At 34.2% G+C, this 20,459-nt stretch carries 22 protein-coding genes; 14 read left to right on the top strand and 8 right to left on the bottom strand.

Translation table 11 applies throughout. The features are described 5' to 3' along the window. Positions 1 to 96 precede the first annotated feature (96 nt). The 3 genes from LJC66_RS14715 to LJC66_RS14705 all read left to right on the top strand — a co-directional run bounded on the left by LJC66_RS14715 (position 97) and on the right by LJC66_RS14705 (position 2,479). Positions 97 to 945: a ComEC/Rec2 family competence protein gene (locus LJC66_RS14715; RefSeq protein WP_230932893.1), complete on the top strand. Its 849-nt coding sequence runs from the start codon at positions 97 to 99 to the stop codon at positions 943 to 945. Positions 946 to 947: 2 nt separating this feature from the next. Next, on the top strand, positions 948 to 1,169 hold the full coding sequence (locus LJC66_RS14710) for a DUF3006 domain-containing protein (RefSeq protein WP_136790348.1): 222 nt from the start codon (positions 948 to 950) through the stop codon (positions 1,167 to 1,169). 230 nt (positions 1,170 to 1,399) lie between these two features. After that, positions 1,400 to 2,479, top strand: a complete 1,080-nt coding sequence (locus tag LJC66_RS14705) for a lysozyme inhibitor LprI family protein (protein WP_230932892.1) — start codon at positions 1,400 to 1,402, stop codon at positions 2,477 to 2,479. Between the two features lie 225 nt (positions 2,480 to 2,704). Here LJC66_RS14705 and LJC66_RS14700 read toward each other — a convergent pair whose 3' ends face one another. Continuing rightward, positions 2,705 to 3,934, bottom strand: a complete 1,230-nt coding sequence (locus tag LJC66_RS14700) for an NAD(P)/FAD-dependent oxidoreductase (protein WP_230932891.1) — start codon at positions 3,932 to 3,934, stop codon at positions 2,705 to 2,707. 469 nt (positions 3,935 to 4,403) lie between these two features. Here LJC66_RS14700 and LJC66_RS14695 point away from each other — a divergent pair, with 469 nt between their 5' ends. Then, positions 4,404 to 4,586, top strand: a complete 183-nt coding sequence (locus LJC66_RS14695) for a YolD-like family protein (RefSeq protein ID WP_029324141.1) — start codon at positions 4,404 to 4,406, stop codon at positions 4,584 to 4,586. Between the two features lie 399 nt (positions 4,587 to 4,985). On the opposite strand, the gene LJC66_RS14690 is transcribed toward LJC66_RS14695, so the two are convergent. Continuing rightward, positions 4,986 to 5,426: a cell wall hydrolase gene (locus LJC66_RS14690; protein WP_230932890.1), complete on the bottom strand. Its 441-nt coding sequence runs from the start codon at positions 5,424 to 5,426 to the stop codon at positions 4,986 to 4,988. A 279-nt stretch (positions 5,427 to 5,705) separates the two neighbouring features. Between LJC66_RS14690 and LJC66_RS14685 the strand changes: the two genes are divergently transcribed. The 3 genes from LJC66_RS14685 (at position 5,706) to LJC66_RS14680 (ending at position 6,986) form a co-directional block, all read left to right on the top strand. Then, positions 5,706 to 5,981: a GlsB/YeaQ/YmgE family stress response membrane protein gene (locus LJC66_RS14685; protein ID WP_098792096.1), complete on the top strand. Its 276-nt coding sequence runs from the start codon at positions 5,706 to 5,708 to the stop codon at positions 5,979 to 5,981. A gap of 30 nt (positions 5,982 to 6,011) precedes the next feature. After that, a complete protein-coding gene (locus LJC66_RS27785; RefSeq protein ID WP_269067652.1) occupies positions 6,012 to 6,137 on the top strand; it encodes a hypothetical protein in 126 nt (41 codons plus the stop codon). Positions 6,138 to 6,506: 369 nt separating this feature from the next. Beyond that, positions 6,507 to 6,986 (top strand): site-2 protease family protein, encoded by a 480-nt coding sequence (locus tag LJC66_RS14680; protein WP_230932889.1) that lies wholly within the window; start codon positions 6,507 to 6,509, stop codon positions 6,984 to 6,986. Positions 6,987 to 7,463: 477 nt separating this feature from the next. On the opposite strand, the gene LJC66_RS14675 is transcribed toward LJC66_RS14680, so the two are convergent. From LJC66_RS14675 to LJC66_RS14655, 5 genes are all read right to left on the bottom strand, one after another. After that, positions 7,464 to 7,697: a cyclase gene (locus LJC66_RS14675; RefSeq protein WP_098792098.1), complete on the bottom strand. Its 234-nt coding sequence runs from the start codon at positions 7,695 to 7,697 to the stop codon at positions 7,464 to 7,466. A gap of 345 nt (positions 7,698 to 8,042) precedes the next feature. Further along, positions 8,043 to 10,691: an SGNH/GDSL hydrolase family protein gene (locus LJC66_RS14670; protein WP_230932888.1), complete on the bottom strand. Its 2,649-nt coding sequence runs from the start codon at positions 10,689 to 10,691 to the stop codon at positions 8,043 to 8,045. A gap of 565 nt (positions 10,692 to 11,256) precedes the next feature. Continuing rightward, the gene (locus LJC66_RS14665; RefSeq protein WP_230932887.1) at positions 11,257 to 12,381 is read right to left on the bottom strand and encodes a Ger(x)C family spore germination protein; all 1,125 of its coding nucleotides are present in this window, start codon (positions 12,379 to 12,381) and stop codon (positions 11,257 to 11,259) included. Continuing rightward, the gene (locus tag LJC66_RS14660; protein WP_230932886.1) at positions 12,378 to 13,481 is read right to left on the bottom strand and encodes a GerAB/ArcD/ProY family transporter; all 1,104 of its coding nucleotides are present in this window, start codon (positions 13,479 to 13,481) and stop codon (positions 12,378 to 12,380) included. Before LJC66_RS14660 ends, LJC66_RS14665 begins: the two co-directional genes overlap by 4 nt. Beyond that, positions 13,462 to 15,003 (bottom strand): spore germination protein, encoded by a 1,542-nt coding sequence (locus tag LJC66_RS14655; RefSeq protein WP_230932885.1) that lies wholly within the window; start codon positions 15,001 to 15,003, stop codon positions 13,462 to 13,464. The genes LJC66_RS14660 and LJC66_RS14655 overlap by 20 nt, the downstream gene beginning before the upstream one ends. Positions 15,004 to 15,455: 452 nt before the next feature. Here LJC66_RS14655 and LJC66_RS14650 point away from each other — a divergent pair, with 452 nt between their 5' ends. The 5 genes from LJC66_RS14650 to LJC66_RS14635 all read left to right on the top strand — a co-directional run bounded on the left by LJC66_RS14650 (position 15,456) and on the right by LJC66_RS14635 (position 17,861). Next, complete coding sequence (locus tag LJC66_RS14650; protein ID WP_230932884.1) at positions 15,456 to 15,731, top strand: GlsB/YeaQ/YmgE family stress response membrane protein; 276 nt, start codon at positions 15,456 to 15,458, stop codon at positions 15,729 to 15,731. Positions 15,732 to 15,761: 30 nt separating this feature from the next. Beyond that, complete coding sequence (locus LJC66_RS27780) at positions 15,762 to 15,887, top strand: hypothetical protein (RefSeq protein WP_269067651.1); 126 nt, start codon at positions 15,762 to 15,764, stop codon at positions 15,885 to 15,887. Positions 15,888 to 16,217: 330 nt separating this feature from the next. Next, a complete protein-coding gene (locus tag LJC66_RS14645) occupies positions 16,218 to 16,952 on the top strand; it encodes an alpha/beta fold hydrolase (protein WP_230932883.1) in 735 nt (244 codons plus the stop codon). A 43-nt stretch (positions 16,953 to 16,995) separates the two neighbouring features. Further along, positions 16,996 to 17,145, top strand: a complete 150-nt coding sequence (locus tag LJC66_RS14640; RefSeq protein WP_155404215.1) for a hypothetical protein — start codon at positions 16,996 to 16,998, stop codon at positions 17,143 to 17,145. Between the two features lie 50 nt (positions 17,146 to 17,195). Then, complete coding sequence (locus LJC66_RS14635; RefSeq protein WP_230932882.1) at positions 17,196 to 17,861, top strand: hypothetical protein; 666 nt, start codon at positions 17,196 to 17,198, stop codon at positions 17,859 to 17,861. A 137-nt stretch (positions 17,862 to 17,998) separates the two neighbouring features. Here LJC66_RS14635 and LJC66_RS14630 read toward each other — a convergent pair whose 3' ends face one another. Beyond that, complete coding sequence (locus LJC66_RS14630; RefSeq protein WP_013084404.1) at positions 17,999 to 18,208, bottom strand: alpha/beta-type small acid-soluble spore protein; 210 nt, start codon at positions 18,206 to 18,208, stop codon at positions 17,999 to 18,001. A gap of 566 nt (positions 18,209 to 18,774) precedes the next feature. Here LJC66_RS14630 and LJC66_RS14625 point away from each other — a divergent pair. Further along, positions 18,775 to 19,092 (top strand): DUF3243 domain-containing protein, encoded by a 318-nt coding sequence (locus LJC66_RS14625; protein ID WP_230932881.1) that lies wholly within the window; start codon positions 18,775 to 18,777, stop codon positions 19,090 to 19,092. 313 nt (positions 19,093 to 19,405) lie between these two features. Continuing rightward, positions 19,406 to 20,191 carry a YtvA family blue-light photoreceptor gene (ytvA, locus tag LJC66_RS14620; protein WP_230932880.1) on the top strand — a complete coding sequence of 262 codons (786 nt, stop codon included), beginning with the start codon at positions 19,406 to 19,408 and terminating at the stop codon, positions 20,189 to 20,191. The last annotated feature ends 268 nt before the right edge of the window (positions 20,192 to 20,459 follow it).

The raw sequence follows: 20,459 nt of genomic DNA, 5'->3' as shown, positions 1-20,459 counted from the left end.
TTATTTTATATTAACGTATGGTTTCGTGTAGTAAAATTAATTTTGCTATAAAAGAACACTACATATGAAAATACATTTATAAAAGGGGATAAAACAATGAAAAGTCGTGTTATCAAGATTGTTTCTTCGCTAGCTATAGGAATAGGAGTTGCTGCAGCTCCAGCTTCCTCATACGCAGCAACACCCAAAACCATGAAAGTGCATTACATTGATGTCGGTCAAGGAGATAGTATCTACATTAAAGCTCCTAACGGTGAGGACATTGTTATTGATGGTGGAAACAAAGGAAAAGGAAATGCAGTCGTAAGTTATTTAAAGAAACAAAAAGTCGATGATATAGAAGTGTTAATTTCTACTCATCCTGATGCTGATCACATTGGTGGGTTAGATGAAGTCATTAATGCATTCAAAGTAGAAAATGTTTATGCACCAAAAGTAAGTAATAACACGCAAGCTTACAAAGACTTTTTAAATGCTGTGAAAAAGAAAAAATTAACGATTAAAACGGCACAAGCAGGCGTAAAGCTACCTGTTAAAGATGTAAATGCGCAAATTGTAGGGCCTACCAAAACCTATGCCAACAGTGATTTAAATGACTGGAGTGCTGTTGTACACATGGCTTATAAGAAAAATACATTTTTATTTACAGGGGATGCTGAAACAAAAGCAGAATCAGACATGATTAAGGCGAAGAAAACACTACGTGCAGATGTACTTAAAGTAGGCCATCATGGAGCCAAAACGTCTACAAGTAAAAACTTCTTAGACGCTGTAAAGCCTAAGTATGCAGTCATTAGCGTGGGTAAAAATAGTTATGGACATCCTACTTCTCAGGTTGTGAACTTACTAAAAAATTCTAAAGTAAGTATTCTGCGAACAGATCAAAGTGGTACGATTATTATCACGGGCGATGGAACATCTTATTCTGTTAAAAAATCGAGGTAATTATGAAAAAGATAAAAGGTATTATTGATCGGTTTGAAGAGGGATTTGCTGTTGTGGAAATTGAAGGCATAACAAAAGATTATCCAAAAGATATCTTCCCTGAAGATACACAAGTAGGAGATGTTGTTTACATTACAGGAAATAAAGTAACAGTCGATAAGCAAGAAACTAAAAAAAGAGAAAAAGAAATCGAAGACTTGATGAATGAACTCTGGGAAGATTAAAAACTAGTTACTATTTATATAAGTATTATAGCTCTGACATAAAGAAGAAGATGACAGTCTCTTATTTTGAGACTGTTTTTTACGAATTAATTATTAATAAACTGTTTCGAAAAATTTATAATATTTCACTATTAAATAATATCACTATTAAGGAATAAAACGTTGTTATACTATCTTTTAATATTGGTAAAATACACGTAAAATTAACAACTTTTAGAGGGGGAACAACTATGTATAAAAAAGGTGTTTTTTTATTAATAACCATAACTTCTTTACTGGTTTCTGGCTGTCAACAAGAAGAAAAGGTTGATTCAAAATCAGGAGAAACTAGGGAGGTTAGTAGCCAGGAGACCAGTGATAATAGTGCTACTAAAACAAATCAAGATAGTAATAATGCTACAGACAATAATACTGGGGAACCTTCAACTATAAAAGGTAGCGATCATGCGAGTGCTGTTCACAAAAATAGTAATCAGCAAAACTCAACTAATTCAAATACAGTCTCCGATAACGCTTTTGTTACTAAAGATACAGCAGCTCTAGTAATGGCTGACTACATAAATGGACTAACAACTGCAATTAATACGGGCCAGTTCAGTAATGTTGCACATGTTTTAAAAGGTTCGTTATACAATGACCAACAATCATTAGTAAGCAACTTATATAAGAAGGGTATTAAAGAGAACTGGGTAGATTATTCTGTAGTGAATTTTACGAAAGCAGGTAACTCTTCTGATGGGCCTCTTTATAACATACAAACTGTAGAGACTGTATCTGTTATACAACCAGATGGATCTCAAAAAACAAATAAATATAATTGGATGTACAAAGCAGTGCTTATCAATAACCAATTATACTTAACTGATATAGCTAAAAATGGACCGATTACTACTGTATCAAAGACTGGTCCAACTTCAAGCACTCAATCAACGAATAGTTCAGCTACAACCATAACTAATAGCAAAAAAGCTTATTATTTAGATTTACTAGAACAAACTAGAGCTAGTGAAGTACAGCCAGTTAATGATCAGATTGATGGTGACAGAAGGCAAGCGTCTGGAGCCAATTATCAAATGTGGGATCAGGTGTTGAACGATATCTATGGTGAATTAAAAAACCAATTACCTGCATCAGAAATGAATAATCTAAAAATCAAACAACGTCAATGGATTAAAGATAGAGATGCTGCTTCTCAAAAAGAGTTGAAAGAAGCTGGAGGAGGAACTTTAGCCTATGCTGAAGAAGCTCGTATTTTACACGAAATGACTAGAGAACGTTGCTACGAGCTAGTTACTTATTATATGAAATAATGAGAAAGTACTATATTTACATGTGGGAATGATTTAATGTATTCAACGTAACAAAGAGCCACTTGTATGAAACAAGTGGCTTTTTATATTGAGTATGTTTTAGATAAAATGTACTAATCGTAACAGAATAAAATCTTTGTTTTTGATATATCCCTTCCTACCCTCGGTTTACTTTCCCCTCATTGCTAATTCTTGAAAACTCTTAGGTCAATTTCAAAATTACTGCTAGATTGACTGTATAATTCGTGTGAGTTCTTTTTCTAAAGCATCGGGCTCGTTTGAGTAATTATAAATCCCTAAAAACTTCTCTATAGCCTCTGGATGGGAACTGATTAGCTTATTGACAGCATTCTGTTGTTCAGAGATGCGTTCATTCTGCGAAATTTGACATCCCATGTGAAACCGAACCATAAACTCGTCTTCTATTGCCTTTTGATATTCTTCAGATATTTGATTTGATTGATTTGATTGTCTCTTATATTTTGAGAGAATATTGGATAATATGCGTGCTCCACATATAGCATCATGGATACCTTGTGCCATGCCAGGATCTTTAAAACAAACTGCATCTCCAACCAACGCCCACCCTTTTCCCATTCCTTTATACCAGTAATTATCATATCTGAGAATGCCTTTAACTGGTTCTACTAATTCCGCATTTTTTAAACGCGTCCCTATTGTTGTATTCGGAAAGTTATCTGTTAAGAAATTGCGTAGACAGCTTTCCGGATTTAATTTCAATCGTGCTATCAATTCCTTATTTTCTAATGGGAAAATGCCGGCGATAACATATAAATTATCATTCGTTGGAAAGAGAATGGCTGTGTTATCTTTTATCTTGTATACTTCAAATTTAGGGACATTGTCATCGCGAAATTCAGAGAAGTACCCGAAATAGATGCCGACTTTTGCCGAAATGCTTATTTTGAGTTCACTTTTTACCAGCTTGCGAATAATTGAGGATCGGCCGTCTGCCCCGACTACCAGGCGAGCTAAAAATTCTTGTTTCTCGTTATTGCCATCTAGACCCTCCACCCCTACTACTGTATCGTCAGCATGAATAACATCCGTCACACGAAACCTTTCTAGAACGGTTACATTCATTTGTGATTTGGCTTGTTCAAGTAGGATCTGATCGAGATAAGTTCTTCTAATGCAATAACAACTTTCTTCTCCGTCAACCTTAGGGATGAGTCCTTCTATCGCGGTATCCTCAAATTGAAATTTAATATCCTGTACCGGTGGGGCGTTTGTTTCCAATAATTTGTCCATGACACCGATTTCTCGAAGAAGAGCGACAGTATTATTGAAAAAAGTATGCGTTGATAATGTATCCTTTGGAAAGGTCGCTTGGTCTACTAACAACACATGAAAACCTGCCTTCCCAAGATAAATAGCAAGGGTAGAGCCGGCAACTCTAGCACCGGTAATGATGACATCATACGTCTTATTCATCGTATCGCTCCATTTCCAAGTACAATTATTAATTTGCGTATCCATTAGAAGGGTTCTAAAACTAATGTTCTTACTAGTTAAAGCAATGAGGTAAATTGATAAGAGTATGCGACATACATAAAGTATGGAAATTAAAACGAATTAAGTACAGGGAATTTTTACCTGTTAAACAATTAGCATTAAATAGAAGCTCATTTACAAGAAGGTATAATAGATGGATTGAAACATAGATATAGATTCTAGACATATATTTCTTTTCCTCTTTTATTCTTTGAGCTTTCTTACTTGTGAAAGTTCACAAAGTTTACACAATGAAATGTAAGCGTTTCCTGCGAGTTTGCTGTATACTAAATAATATAAAACGATATAACTTTTAACTTGTATGATTTTCTCACAAATTCTGCATGGTAATTACTTATTTGAATAACACATTCCTATATTAGTTATTAGGAAGAAAGGGGAACGGAGCATGATATTGAAAGCATTGAGAAAGAAAGGTGTCATTACCATTAACTATTATCAAAACGGTTTATTACAAACATGTAAGGGACGTGTAAATGATCTTAATCTTCATGATCAAACTCTTTCTCTAGAGGATGAACAACACAATATATTCTCTATTCGTCTATCGGGCATTACTGAAATTCATTAAGTCTATCATCATGTAGTTACATTATTTAATATGCATATTACAGGGAATACTAATGATAAAGCTATAAAAAAGAGGAAGAGAACTCTCTTCCTCTTTTTTATGACTTATTTACCTTATTAGTACTATTTCTTGTTTCATTTGATTAACTGCTTATGCGAAACAAGGGAACACCTACTGACCAGGAAGTTCCCTTGTTATTTCGCTAGGTAAAAATACATCAAAACAAAGATTAAAGAAATAGGTTACAGTAGGGACAAAGTTTTTTTCAACGGACCACTGTCACATGATCTATAGGAGTTGCATTGAATAAATAGCGCTAGCTACCAGTACTTACGACTAAAATGTTGTATTCGCAGCTCCCCCATCCTACTCCAGAATTAATCATAACTCCTTGATAGTCTAACCTCTGTAAACACTAGCACATGTATCAGGTTTTGGTTCATAATAACAATGATTTTTAAATTGACCAGATGCAGGTTGACCGTACCATGTTGGAGGGCACGGAGCATGTGGATTAAAATACCAAAGAGCAAATTTCGCTGGGTGTTGTCTCCAATAATCCAAATTCTGCTTTGCTAATCTTTTTTCAACACCTCTTGCTCTTTGATAAAACACATTGCCTTTTTGAACAGCTTCAAACGAATAATTCCCCCCCTGGACTTGATAAATGACTTGTGAAACGGTTCTTAAATTTTTAAAGTCTATACAATTTGCTGCAAGACGATTAACAATTACATTTCCCACATATAACATTCCTTGTCTTCCTTCACCTTCAGCTTCTGCTCGCATCATCCTTGCCATTAAGTTAATGTCTGAACTACTGTACTTTACTCTTGCCATTTACTCACCCCCAAAATATAGTATGAAAAAAAGCATATATTGATGTCATGGTTTATAAGATAGCAATTTATACGCTGGGGGTTAGTCTAGTCACTTATATTTTTCATAAAATGGACGAGACGTTAGAAGGTGTCCAAAAGAACAAAAATAGATTGCAAGCAGAGCTATATGATCTTAGTACATCAGGAGAAAAACTTTATTGAGGAAAAAAATAACAGGATTAATGGATTTTAGACGAGGGTAAAGTCAACTAACTATTTTAAAAGGAGAGAATGGTATATGGAAATTCTATGGATGCTAATTGTAGGTGGAATTATTGGTTGGCTCGCTGGTTTACTTACCGGACGTGATGTTCCTGGAGGTATTATAGGTAATATTATCGCAGGTTTTATTGGCTCTTGGTTAGGTAGTCTAATCTTGGGAAGTTGGGGACCAGTCGTTGGTGGTTTTGCCATCATTCCAGCCATTATTGGATCTATCATTTTAGTATTAATTGTAAGCTTTGTTCTAAGAAAAATGGGGCAAAACAAGAATCATGGTCATCATGCAAAATAAAGTAAAAAACATAAATTGGAGGGACTAAAGATGAGAGAGGAAAGTAAATCTGCGTTAGATGATTTTGTTGAAGATAATCAATTCGAATTAGATTCTTACCTTACTTATTTATTCGACCAAATTAATCATGAGAGCGAAATTCCGTCAGAAGCTTAATGAGAAGCCAAATGTTTTGTTCTAAAGAAAAAGATAAAAAAATAATAAATCAGAATATAACATAAGCGACCTTAGTAACTTTGTTTACGATACATAGGGTCGTTTATTGTTATGAAGAATGTTTAAGGTAGTATTATTCATAGGCAAGGCTCAAAGGGTATTAATTACTTTAACTACTGCTTTAGTAAAAATCAATTGGTCCTATACGTTGATTAAAGTCCCTTTCGAAGTGCCAGACGAAGGGGTGTACATATGATTAAAAAAGGCACATTCCCTGTTGGGGCATACTTGTCCACTATCAAATAGAATTTATCTACTTTGATAAGCTAACCATTTAGTAAATCATTTCATAATAAAGGAGATGGAAGTGTGTTTGGATTCAATGATATGCCTAAGTTCTTTTTTTCTTTCTTACTTGTACTACCACTTGTATCTCTTGTTCACCAATTAGGTCATTCTATCATGGCAATCTTTTTCGGAGGGAGAGTGGATTTTACAATTGGAAAAGGAAAAACGATTTTCAAATGGAAGAAAGTTAAAATAAAATCCGTTTACTTTTTAGATTCTTTTTGTGTATATGAAAAACTAAAATATGACAACCGATTTACCCATGCTTGTGTCTATGCTGGAGGTGCCATTGCTAATTTAGCTGCTATTTTCCTTATAAATGGTTTAGTTATGACTGACATCCTTTCAGCAAGTCTCTTTTCTTACCAGTTTGTCTATTTTTCTGTTTATTATATTATCTTCTCGCTATTGCCTATTAAATATACAGAAACAAATTTAAGCGATGGACGTGCTATTTATGATGCATTGAGGTATGGAAAAATAACATGTAACCCTGATTAATAAAGCTGAAATAGTGGTGGGGATTGATGGGTTTACGAAGCTACATATTATTTCGTTTGTGCAATAAGTTAGACAGTAAAAATAAAACTACTTTAAGTAATGTAGTTAATTCAGCAATTAGTATTGATGTTAATAATAATTGATAACAAAAAACCTTCTACTCCTGTCAGGTAGAAGGCCATTTGTGTGATGGAAATGTCATTATATACCCTGCGAGAAAGGTAACATATCTATTCATGTCCAATAGGTCCATAATTTAAACAAATTACATAGGAAAACCCTCTACCCTATAGATAGAAGGCAAGATAGAAACATATTATAAACAAAAGTAGGTGACTTAGATAACTTTACATTTATTTTTATATCCAAAAGGAAAAAGCTTAAATAAAAAGAGCTTCTACTCATGGACAGTAGAAGCTCACATGGAACACATCCTGCTAAAAAATGAGTTAATTAACACAAAAACAGATAAGTTTTTTATTTTTTAATGTTTTCGTCAATAGGTTGTCGTTTATGCTTTTTATTAATAATCTTCTTGTTTAGTATCCTTACTTCATGAACCATTAGCAACCTCATATCTTTTACAATATATTTAGCCAATTCTTCATCAGAGGTATCATTGTCATCAATATCAAGACGAAATTCCTGACCTTGTATTCCATCACCATTAGTAAAATCAACTTCAAAGTCAAAACGTACTCTTTTATCCATGTCTACTCTACCTTAATTTAGTTTAATTATCTGATATATATTCGGTTTAAAAACACAAATACCTTATCCAACTATCTAATGAAACTTATTGCTTCATGCGCTCCGAAGAAAGGCTTTTGTTATTTTAGGTTGGTGTTAAAAAGGAACGATACCGTGGTAAAGGAGGTTCTCTAGAACCTTAGATACCTATTTACACCAATAAAATCACAATAAGATAAACATAATCAAAAAAGAGAAGGGGTTAACCTTCTCTTTTTGCTATAATATCTATACTCTTAGGTGTACTTTTTTATTTCTTATTCTCGCTATTTCTACAAAAAATCGATTTCTTATGAAATTAGCTTATTACAAAAACGGATAGATTGCTTCTGCGTAAGCGATGGCCCCTTTTTTGTTGGGATGGCCAATTGAAGCGCGTTTGCAAATCTCAAAATCGACTCCTGTACATCCAGATTTTGTACAAGAAACCAGCCTTTCTGCTGCAATAAAATCTTGTGGTGACATATCTAAATTAATGCCAAATACGTACGGATCATCAGTAAGTGCAGAGTGCTCCCCATCAATATTTGGGTCAGCAAAGAAAAAGCGTTTTTCTCCGGTTAAGTTAGCATTTGTTTCATCTACAGCCTGTTGAAGAAACACTTTGGACTCATTGGCAAGCTGCATACTTCTTGCATGTATGATTTGAAGGTGCTGCTTAGTCAGAAATCCAGCACCAATACCACCCGGTATTCCTTGCACTGCTATTCCTAAAGCAACTAATAAAATTTCCACAGCACTTAAATCACTATGTTCAGAAACAGGAGGGTAGTATCCAGTTACAATTACCTTAGCATTGGGAAAGGTAGTTGCTACTTTTTCTAATAGGATTTTGCTACCATCGAGAAAGTGCTTACGATGTAGCTCAGTTAAATCAATATCAGTAAAAGGATTTAGGACGGTTCTAAGGTTAACATCGTTTATTCCACCATCCATAATGATAAGATCTACTTTAGAAGGATCTCCTACAAATAAATCACACTGCTTAATGATAGTCGGGTATGAATTAGGCACCTCTCCATCTGTCGTTGGAAGAGATGAATCATCGTTGACTCCAATAATAGCTCCTGAATGAGCAAGTACTTGAGTATAGTATCCGATATTCCCATTTCGTACTTTTATAGCATTCCCAACAAGGGAATAATGTTTTTCATGTTCAGCTAACCCTTGACCCCAAGAAACAGAATCGCCTATTACAAGCGTATGAAATGTATCTAAAACTAAATTAATAGTGTTAGATGGTGTTCCGTCCGATAGTAAAACGCTCACCTTTACTGGTTCCCCCGATGGGTTTTCCTCTATTGAAGTTGGTCTAACTAATGTAAATTCCAGTTGAGTAGGACTTAATAAGGTAACATCCGGCATATCTTGATCATTTATTCGGACAAGTGCACTTTCTGAAAATCCACTACCTATTAAGCTTACCTTCCTTCCTGGACTCACACGTGCAGTGATCTGATTATCCTGCTGAGCAGAGTCGATTTTAGGTTTAATATATATAGAAGCCTTATTAGATAAAGTTCCATCCAGCTGTTTTACCTGAATGGTATGCTGCCCACCTTTTAAAGAAGGAACTATAAACTGCAGAGCAGTGTCACTAAAAGCGTTTGTTTGCACAGGAGAACCGTCTACTAACACGGTATCGGACTTTGTAAAGCGTTTACCTTTTAAGGTTATGCTATCATCTACAAAAGCATAAGCTGGCACTGCTTCAAAAATAGCCGGCTCTAACAGTTTAATACGAATATCATCTGGATCGATGACATACATACCGACTGCCTCTGCGAATTTTCCTCCACTGTATCCACTAGAACCTTGACCAGCATAAGAGCCATCGGGTCCCTTTAATCCTGCAGTTCTCGATCCAGGACCACAAACTGCGCCAAAGTTTGCCTTAACGGAATCCCCAACTGGACCCCCGGCACCTCCTATACCAGGATAGCCAGGCTGACCTCCACTTCCCCCGCGTCCTCCATCGACAGTGATATAAAAACCTTTAAGGTATTCGTTGATAACTGCCTGTGGAGCATAAATTGAAAGCTTCCCTCCATGCCCTCCATGTCCTCCGTCTCCACCCTGACCTGCATTTCCACCTACTCCTCCGTTACCTCCAGCACCTGCTCCTGCCTTACAGAATCCTGACCAGTCTAATTGAGCAGGTTTTCCTTTTCCTCCTTGGCCACCATTTCCTCCATCTTGTCCGGCGCCACCAGTAATTCCATCTTGCCCTCTTAAATCAAAAGCAGGACGTCCAATCATATCAAGCACCCATACTTCTAACTCAGGCGCATTATTCCCATCTGGGGCTTTATTACCTTTGATACCATGTGTACCGTTTGTTCCTGAAATTCCTACAAGCGTTGTAGATGTTGGTGCTTGAGGAGGGGTTCCAGGTTTCCAAGGCTTAGATGGAATAGATTTGCTTGGCCTTTCCCAAGTAAACGTAACATTTTTTCCAACTGTAATTTTTTCCGCAATTAAAATAAGATATTGTTGAGGTTGCTTAAGAACCACAGTGGTATTATCCTGTAGATTTATTTCCGTAGCTACCCAATAGGCTGTATCGATATTAATTTGAGAAGCAATACTTGGTGTGGAAGCAAAAGATACTGTTTTAGATGGAAATGGAACTGATTTTAAAATAGAACCTTGGCCACCAAAAGGTTGAAGTACAGGTGCGCTTACAGTATTGTTTACTTTATAAGCTGACTGAAAGTAGGCCTGGGTAGTAATTAAATTAGAGTCAGGTCTTGTAACACCTGCTTGGGGTATTAAATTCCCTGATAAATTCAGTGTCCCAAGAGATGAGATTGAGGTAATACCAACGGATTCTAGGACTGCTTTATGGTATTGTATTCGTTCTTGGCTTGAACTAGTGGTTGAAATGATTGAGTTATGACTAACCGAAAGAGATTTTAGTGAAACTGGAATAGCTGATGTTAAATTTTTAGACATATGAATCCTCCTGAAATAAATAATTCTTAAACATAATACTCTAGGTATTTTGGTTTTATCCTCCCTTGGGAATTAGGTAAATGTCCCTTAGGAATGAAGGGTACAAAGGCCTAGATAACAACCCGATAAACAATATATTTGCTGTGCTATAAAAATAGACCAATCTCTTAATTTTTATATCAGGCCTGGTACCTAGTTTATTCATGAAATGGGTAAGGGAATGGGGAATGGGAAATGGTCAATCTATCTAATACAATTAGTTGAACTCACCCACTAAATTATGTATTCTCAGTTGGTTTCAAGAATTTTTTATACTTTCTTTTTTTAAAAAGCGATTCGTATTACGGAATTTTTTTGATTTACATCGGAATTTGAATACATGTCTGTCCAATTGAAAAATAAAAAAGAAATCCTACTTCAGTAGAAAATGGATGAATGATAATACAATATATTCTCGTTTTTGACTTCTGATATGAATATGAATAAGCCTCCTATTTAGGAGACTTATCCTTAAAAGAATGAATTCATATCGGTGTTACATCGTTATTCTCTCAATTTTATTACTTTATTTAACAATACCGTACCGAACAATTTCCACTTCTACTTTTGATTCAAATTTTACGTTTCTGAAATAGCTTGCTTTATCTTTTTTTAACCAGGACCCATGGTGAAAAGCAATTAGTCGCCTTCCAATACCAAAAGCATCACAATTAGCTTCTTGCAATTTGTGGACTACTTCTTCTGCTTCATTAGTGAATTTTTTTGATAGTTCTTCATTTAGTTGATTAAGTTTCTTAGGTACATTTCCTATAGGGAATTCTTCTACTGCTAATTCTAAATGTAGGTTTAGATTAACAAAAACGTTTCCATCTTTGTCCACGGAAACATTTAGTTTTCGTCTCATATTATTAACATTCAGAGAAATAAAATTTGTCATCTTAGACTTATTATTATTTATATTTTTTGTAAAACGTGCGTATTTTCCTCTCTTATTATTTAATAAAAGAAAAAGTGTGGATTCTCCTTGGGATAGAGTTCCTGTTAATTTTCTGTCATTAAATAATGCTAGGCCTTCCACATCAATAGTTGTACCATTATGGCCTATTTTTAATAAAGGAAGAGCAATGTCTTCACCTGGATCAAGTATCTCTGAAGCGAGAGTCTGTATGGTTTCGTCGGGAATGATTGTATTCGTCTCAGTACTTTGTATTAAATTTAAGATGTTTTGGCTAATACTTGACTCTAATTTAGGTTTAATATTAAGTATATCTACTGCTGCTCCTTTTACTACTGCCAATTTGGCACTCATAGAACTACGTGGATCACGCCAAATTACATCTAAAGATGGATAAATATCACCTTTTGCAAATTTTTCACCGAACAATATAAGCTTATTTTTCGAAGCATCTAAATTACCAGGTATTTCTGTATTTAATTTCATGCGTCCTTCTCTAGGTGTATTTGCAATTGTAGACAAGGTTTGACTATTACTAGCTATAGTCTCTTGTCCTGATGTCAATGAGTTGCTATAAATATCAGGTATGGCAATTCCAAATAAAAATTTGTCATCATCGGTGCGATCAAATGTTATAGTCTGTATTAGGATGGCATTTTTCATCAAATTTTGATCCCAGCATCCTGCTGTTAGCAGTAAACATATACTGATTGCAACTAATCTTTTAAACCTCATAGACTGTGATTTCCTGGTCTTTTTTTAGTAAAGAAAAACGAAAATAAGAATAAAAATAATGGTATGACCACGATAAATCCTAAGTGTGCTGGTTCTAAAATTTTATTAAATTTTTGAAGGTCAGTTTCATTTTTAGGAAAAAGAGCCAATATGAAAACAATCCCCGCAGTATATGGAAGAAACGTAGCGTGATTGGTACGGTTAAAAAAGTATTTGAAACCATTAGAGGCAAGAAAAATCCAGCTTGCAATAGATGTAACAACAGATATAATCCAGATTGATAGGAAGAACAAATCAATTCGCTCAACAATCTGAAAAGAGTAAGATTTAATCATATACAACAAAGGCTGGGGAGTAAGATACAGATCTTGCCTAGTTTCAAAAAAGATTAGACTAGCAAACACCATATACGTATAAAACAGCGTTACAAAAAGGTTGGCACTTGAAACCGCAACAAGTTTACGTCCATCAGTTGCTTTTACAAAAGGATAGAGGAAAAGAATAAACTCAAAACCTAACATTGAAAATATAGCTTCTTTAGAACCTTTTATTATATTTGATACACCGGATTGACCAATTGGAAATATATACAGGAAATTAGCATCTTTCAGTGCGTATGTAACTAGCCCAAATAAAATAATTAATAATGGCGTAACAAGTACATAAAAACGAGCAATGCTTCTTAAGGTATCTTTCACAAGATGCACGCAAACTCCTAATGTTAAAAAAATTAATATCCAGTTTGGTGTCCTTTGTAAGATCCATGTATCAATTACTTGAATGAAACGAGATAAAACTAAACTTCCTGTCACAATAAAGTAAATGGCATAACAGAAAATAATAATCTTTCCTAACCTTTTCCCTATTACACGAGGAATTATTTCATAAATAGTTAAAGATGGAAATTTCCTGCCAAGTCCCCACAAAACCAAAATAACGACTTGCACCATTGTCCCTGCAATTAAAGTTGATATCCATCCATCGTTTTTTGATAGTAGTGATACGTCATGAGGTAGTGATAAGATACCAACTCCAATTTGAGCTTGAATAATAATAAAAAACAATTGTGTATTTGAAATTCTATTTTCTTTTCGTATCATTGTAGTCCCATCCCCTTAAAGGATTTTGTTGTTCAATATGCTTAGGATGCGAATCTAATGGTCGTGTTTTTAATTTCCAAATGGGCAATCTTAAAAAAGTATCTTTAATATCTTTTATTCTAAGTGGAGCAAATGGAGCGAAGTAAGGCGTACCAAAAGACTCCAATTTACATAGGTGAGCTAAAAGAACAATAAATCCAAACACTATTCCAACAAATCCAAATGAGGCAGCGAGAAACATAAAAGGAAAGCGTAACAACCGGATCGCGTCACTCATTCCGTGAGATGGAACGCAAAAAGAAGAAATAGCAGTTAGAGCGACAACAACAATCATTGTAGTTGAGATAAGCCCTGCCTGAACAACAGCGTCCCCAATAACAAGTCCTCCAACTATACCAATGGTTTGACCGATTCTTGAAGGAAGACGTATTCCAGCTTCTCGAATTAATTCAATGGTTAATTCCATAATCAATGCTTCAATCAATGGGGGAAAAGGAATTTTATTAATTGAACTTCCAACAGGGTTTACGAGTTCATCAGGCAATACTTCAAAGTGAAAAGCGATGACAGCAATATAAAAAGCTGGCAATATAATTGAAATTAAAAAACTGGTATGTCGAATAGAACGTACAAACGTTCCAATTATCCACCGAGAACTATAATCGTCTGGTGACTGATAAAAAGCAAAAAAGGTAACCGGAAAAAGTAAAGCAGTTGGGCTTCCTTCCATTAAAACAGCAACTCTACCTTCATTTAAATGTCCTGCCACACGATCTACTCTTTCTGTGTTTAATAGTTGAGGAAAAGGTGATAGTGTAGAGTCTTCAATTAATTCTTCCAAGAATCCAATGTTTACAACATTATCCATCGATATGGATTTTATTCTATATTCACATTCATGAATTATTTCTTCATTAACAAGGTTATTTAAATAAACAAGTGCTATTTTAGATTTCACTTGTGTACCAGTAGAAAGATACTTCACGGATAGATTAGGACTTTGCACTGTTTTTCTAAGTAAGTGAAGGTTCGTCAAAAGGTTTTCAATAAACCCATCATGAGATCCTTGAACAATTTTTTCGTTCTCCGGTTCTGTAACAGAACGTTCCTTTGATAGAGAGACATCAACGGTAAACAGCTCTGCATAACCGTCTAAACTTAGAACACAAGAACCCTCTAAAAGCGCGGCCTCAACCTGATCAAAAACAGTGGAAGCCTGGAAGTTAGCACCAAGCATATCCGAGATTGGTTCCAAAGGTGATTGTAAACAGGGATTCAAAACGTATTTCTGTATCTTTTCCTTATCTACCATCGTTTCCAGGTAAATAATGACTCCCTGCACATTCTTTATCTCTAGATTTTTTATAACTAAATCCTCTGTATTTGAAAAAATTTGATTTATTGTGAAGATATTTTCTTTAATTGTTGAGAAAGTATGGTTAGAGATTTTTTCTCTTTTTTTTGAAGGATTCTTTTCATTTTTATCCTTGTTATACTTTAATAATTTTTTAATGAACTTCATTAAATCTAAACTCCTACGTTTTTATTTAAGGATATTTTCCCCACTAATTCTCGATGTATGTAAAAGATTCCAGTTGTTTCACTTTCTTTTACGTGTTTTTTACAATGTGAGGGAAATCGACAAGTAACTTAAAATTGACTGTCTGTAAGTTTAATTACATTAGCGTGAAAGCCGTATAGCTATGTAGCTTTTACATTCAAAACTATGTCAAAAATAAGTTGAATGAATGCTCAATAATCTATCGCTACGCTATATATAATTCTGGATTACTTATTCTTTTGATAAGACTGTGGAGGTCAACGATTAAATTGGCTGTCTAGAAGGTTTCTAAATAAATAACATAAAGAAGCATTAGATATACTACGTAATTACATTTTTAAGAAAATAACAAGATTAATGGCTCTTATTTGGGGGTAAAGTCAACTAACTATTTAGAGAGGAGAGAATAATGTATGAGCATTATATGGACACTAATTGTAGGTGGAATTATTGGCTGGCTTGCTGGTTTAATTACAGGGCGCGACATTCCTGGAGGAATTATCGGTAATATTATCGCTGGTTTTATCGGTTCATGGTTAGGCGGCCTTATTTTAGGAAGTTGGGGACCTGTTATCGGTGGTTTTGCCATCATTCCAGCGATTATCGGATCTATCGTTTTAGTACTTATTGTAAGCTTCATTTTGCGAAAAATGCGTCAGAACAATAATCATGGTCGTCATGCAAAATAATGTAACATATATAAAGTGGAGGGACTAAAGATGAGAGAAGATAGTAAGTCTGTATTATCAGGTTTTGTTGAAGATAATCAATTTGAATTGGATTCCTACCTTACTTATTTATTCGAAAAAATCAACCATGAGGGTGAAATTACATCGGAAGCTTAATTAGAAGTCAGGTATGTTGTTATAAAGAAAAGAAACCAAAAATTATAAATAGGAATGGAGCATAAGCGACCTTAGTCACGTTCTTCACGTGTATACAAGGTCGCTTATTTAAGCTGTCTATTTAGTCACATCTTGTTTTTTTATTTTGAGCATTTTATCATTGTTAAAATTAACTAGTTGATTAATTAACCTTCCGGTATATATAATTAATTATAGAGTTATAATCTTTATAAAATTTAACTTATATTCAACTAAGTCTTTAGGTAGTAAAACATCAGTAATAAACACAATTAGTCAACAAGAATCTACAGCAAGAAAGGACGAATATCTATGAAAAGAAAAATCACTTATCTCTCCATTGGTTTAGTTGTAATAATCATAATAGGTTTTCTTGGTTTCTTTACCTGGTCACAACAAACATATGAACCATCTCAAAAACTTTATACACTCGTGAATAAAAAGGACATTAAGTATGAAAAAGATTGGGTTATTTTCAACTCGAAAAAGAATAATCGAGTGGGAATTGTTTTGTATCCTGGAGCAAAAGTAGAACCGGAAGCGTATAGCTATTACGGTAAACAATTAGCAAAACAAGGTTATTTAGTGGCTATACCCAATGTGAACTTTAACTTTGCATTATTTGACTCCAACAAAGCACAGGAGATAATAGATGCCCACTCCTCTATCCATAAATGGGTCGTAGGTGGTCATTCCTTAGGGGGAGTTACTGCATCTAAGTTTGCTTATAATCACTCTAAAGAAATTGATGGTGTATTCTTGTTAGGTTCTTATCCAGATGAAGGAACTGATTTCTCAAATAAGAAACTTCCTATGCTTTCGATTTATGGTGAAAAAGATGGTTTATCAACCGTAGAAAAAATTGAAGATACAAAGCATTTATTGTCCCAAAAAACAACCATGCATGAAATAAAAGGTGGTAACCATGGTCAATTTGGCATTTATGGAGCACAGAAGGGTGACTCTAAATCGTCTATATCTGTAAAGAAACAACAGGACGAAATGGTTACTGTTACTTCAAAATGGATAAAAGAAAGTATTAACTAATTGATGGTTTGTTATAAGAGAATTTTGTTGAAAGGTGATTTTTATGAGTTCAATAGATCTTTTAATCAAAGCTTTAAGGGCAAAAAACATTCCAGTTCAAAAGATAAAAGTAAAAAATAGTACGCGCAATGAGTGGAAAAGTTACCAACTGCTCAATGAAAAGAATCAATTGTTAAATGTGACATTGAAATGAATTATGATAATTAACTCTTAGTGTTTGCTGAGATAATTAAGGAGAAAAAAATGATTGATACGATACTCTATTTTCTGTTTAGTATTTGTTACTTAGTGATGCTTCTTTTTAGCATAAAACTCATCAAAAAAAGACCAGTACCCTTTTATATGGCATTTTTACCTCTTGTAATAACTGGTTTAATTTATGATAATGTCATCCTTTCTGTAGGTTCATTTATTGGAGAAGGTAATATCCTTTTCCTTCTCAGTATGTTTCGTTTTTGGTTTCATGCTTTATTTACGCCTACTCTTGTACTTTTTGCTTATGGAGTGGCTAAGCATTTCAATCTTCAATGGGCTAAGAAACTTATATTCAAAATCATCTTCCTCATAAGTACACTAGCTCTTATAAGTTACGAGATTGTACAAACGATTAATAAAGAGCCAAAAATAATGCAAGATTATGGTATTGTTCGCTATACTCTTGTAGGAGGGGCTGGTCCACCTTTAATGGTTATTATTGTTGCATTCGTTTTGCTTATTGTTGGGATATCACTATACCGTAAAATGGGCTGGAATATAATGATGATTGGAGTATTACTTATGGTTGGGGGAAGTGCTATACCATTTAACCTTCCAAGTACGGCTGTCATAAATATATTTGAGGTGTTTTTTATCTTTTCTTTATTTTTAACTCAGCGTTATGTTACTTTTTCAACACATGATAAAAATTAAACTAATGCTTTTATTCTTATGAGATACTCCACTTAACAAAATCTTTATTTCAAAATATAAGTATATATCCAATTTTAAAAAGGAAAAGGAAGAATGGATACCCATTCTTCCTTCAGCCATCATTTTATAAAATTGTATTAGAAACGTCCGCCACCAAGTTGTTGCTCAGCCATTTGTACAAGACGTTTAGTGATTTCGCCACCTACTGATCCGTTTGCACGTGCAGTTGTGTCAGCACCAAGGTTAACACCAAATTCGCTCGCGATTTCATATTTCATTTGATCGATTGCTTGTTCAGCACCGTATACTAATAATTCGTTGTTGTTGCTGCTTTTGTTGTTTGCCATGTTGTGTCACCTCCTTGTTTCTTTTAAGTTTCCTATTATAGAAGAAGTACATACAAGGTAAATAATGGATGTATTATTTTCTTACCTGTTTCTTATACTAATTTTTAGGAACAAATCACACTTTAAAAGTGGAATTAGATGTTTCATTTCCTTGTCATGAAAATTAATATTTGCCATGTTCGAAAAAAGAGCCGTACCCAAAAGATACGGCTCTTTTTTATATTTATTGATGACGAAGTTTTTCAATTTCTTCTAAAAAAAGACCTGTCAATTTACTGATTATGCTGCTCGTTATACCTTCTCGGATTATTCTAATGGTCATTAATTTTATAGCTTCTTCTTTTCCTTTTCTTTCAGCTCTATAGCATGTCTTTGCACAACATATGAAGACATCTTTTATTCAGTCTATTTTTATTGAAATTGCACACCAGACTAATAAGTGTGGCGGGATTAAAAGCACTAAATTTCTCTAGAGCACATTCAAGTATCATTAAATGTTTACATACTTGCTACTAGGGAATCCACCTTGTAAGAACATTACTATCTAAATAGGAGGAGAATAAAAAATGAACACTAATACAGGGACTGTTGAACATAAAGTAGATAATAAATTAAATGAGATGAGCCAAGAGAAGAAGGAAAACATTCTTTCTAGTTTTAATGAATTTAAAACATACTTAGGAGATAAGGTCACAAAAGGTGAGAAACTAGGCTTAAATGATGACCAATTAACTCTAGGTGCTAAAAAAATAGCTGATTATCTTGCTAAACATGAAGAACCACAAAATGAAGAGCAATACTTGTTACATCAGTTATGGAAAGTTGGGAATGAAGAGGAGAAACATCATCTAGCTCATATGCTTGTTAAATTGGTTAAAGAATAATTCAAATTACGTAATGAAAACTAACAATACATGATTTATTAAAGGAAGAATGAATAATTCATTCTTCCTTTTTTATTTATGTATTATCCGTTGCTTACACAATAAAAATCTAAAAATGTGCTTGAAAGTAAATGACGTTTAGTAGAAGGTAGGCTGTATACGTCCTCCCGACAGGACATGATTGTATTACACGTTCGTATCGGTAAACCCAGAGTTATAGAATTACATATGTATCTGCACACTTATAATAGTATATTATTCATTCACTGATATACTTTATATCAAGAATAAAGAAAATAAGGGGGAGCATGTAATGGTCCTATATAAAGATCCTATAAATGAACTACAATTTATTCAGAAAGCTCTTGATTATACACGTGCTGGTCTGATTATAACGGATCCATCTTTGCCTGATAACCCCATTATCTATGCAAATAAAGGATTTTTAGACTTAACGGGATACGATATAGAAGAAATCCTGGGGAAAAACTGTCGTTTTCTACAAGGTAAACAAACGAACCCCACCACAGTTAAGGAAATGAAACAAGCTGTTACCGCACGCTCATCAATCACTGTTCAAATTTTAAATTATACGAAAGACAACCGTCCCTTTTGGAATGAATTATATATTGATCCTTTATGGATGGAAAGTAAACTGTACTTTGTGGGTGTCCAAAAAGATATAACAGAAAAGGTAAAGCAAGGAGACCTTATTATTGATTATCACGAACAAATGACACAGATGTCTACCCCTATTGTACCATTGAAGGATGGCGTTTCAATTTTACCGATTATTGGCGTGTTAAATGAACAACGTTACGACATGTTGATGGAAAAAGTATCGACGTATATTGAAGAATCAAAAGATGACTACTTTATTGTTGATTTTTCTGGACTACTAGAAATTGATACCTATACTGTTTCGTGTATTTATAACTTAAATCGTTTAATTAGTCTAACAGGAACTGAAGTGATGATTACCGGAATCACGCCTTTGTTAGCCAGGAAAATGGGTGATTTGTATGTTACTTTTGATGACTTAACAACGTTTACTCATGTGAAGAATGCATTAGTTTTTATTGAAAAGAAAGAAAAATAGAAGTGTTGTTCAAAACTAGAGAGCATGTTGCATTGCGTTTGTTGCAGTTTGTGACTTTCTTGAAAAACAAAAAATCAGTCATTGTTGGGGGAATATAATCATATTTTTTTAAAAGGGACTCAACAACCTTTTGTCTATGACATGGATAGATAACTCCTAAACTTACTAGTTTAGGAGTTATTTACTTTATCTATTCAGTTTCTGTTCTTCTTCTTTGCACTTGGTTAGCTACCCCTTCACCTTTCTAAATACCGTGGAGGCAGCACTA

This window comes from Priestia sp. TSO9 (assembly GCF_021029645.1).
In the GTDB taxonomy this organism is placed as follows: domain Bacteria; phylum Bacillota; class Bacilli; order Bacillales; family Bacillaceae_H; genus Priestia; species Priestia megaterium_E.
This window is presented reverse-complemented; position numbering and strand designations above follow the sequence as displayed.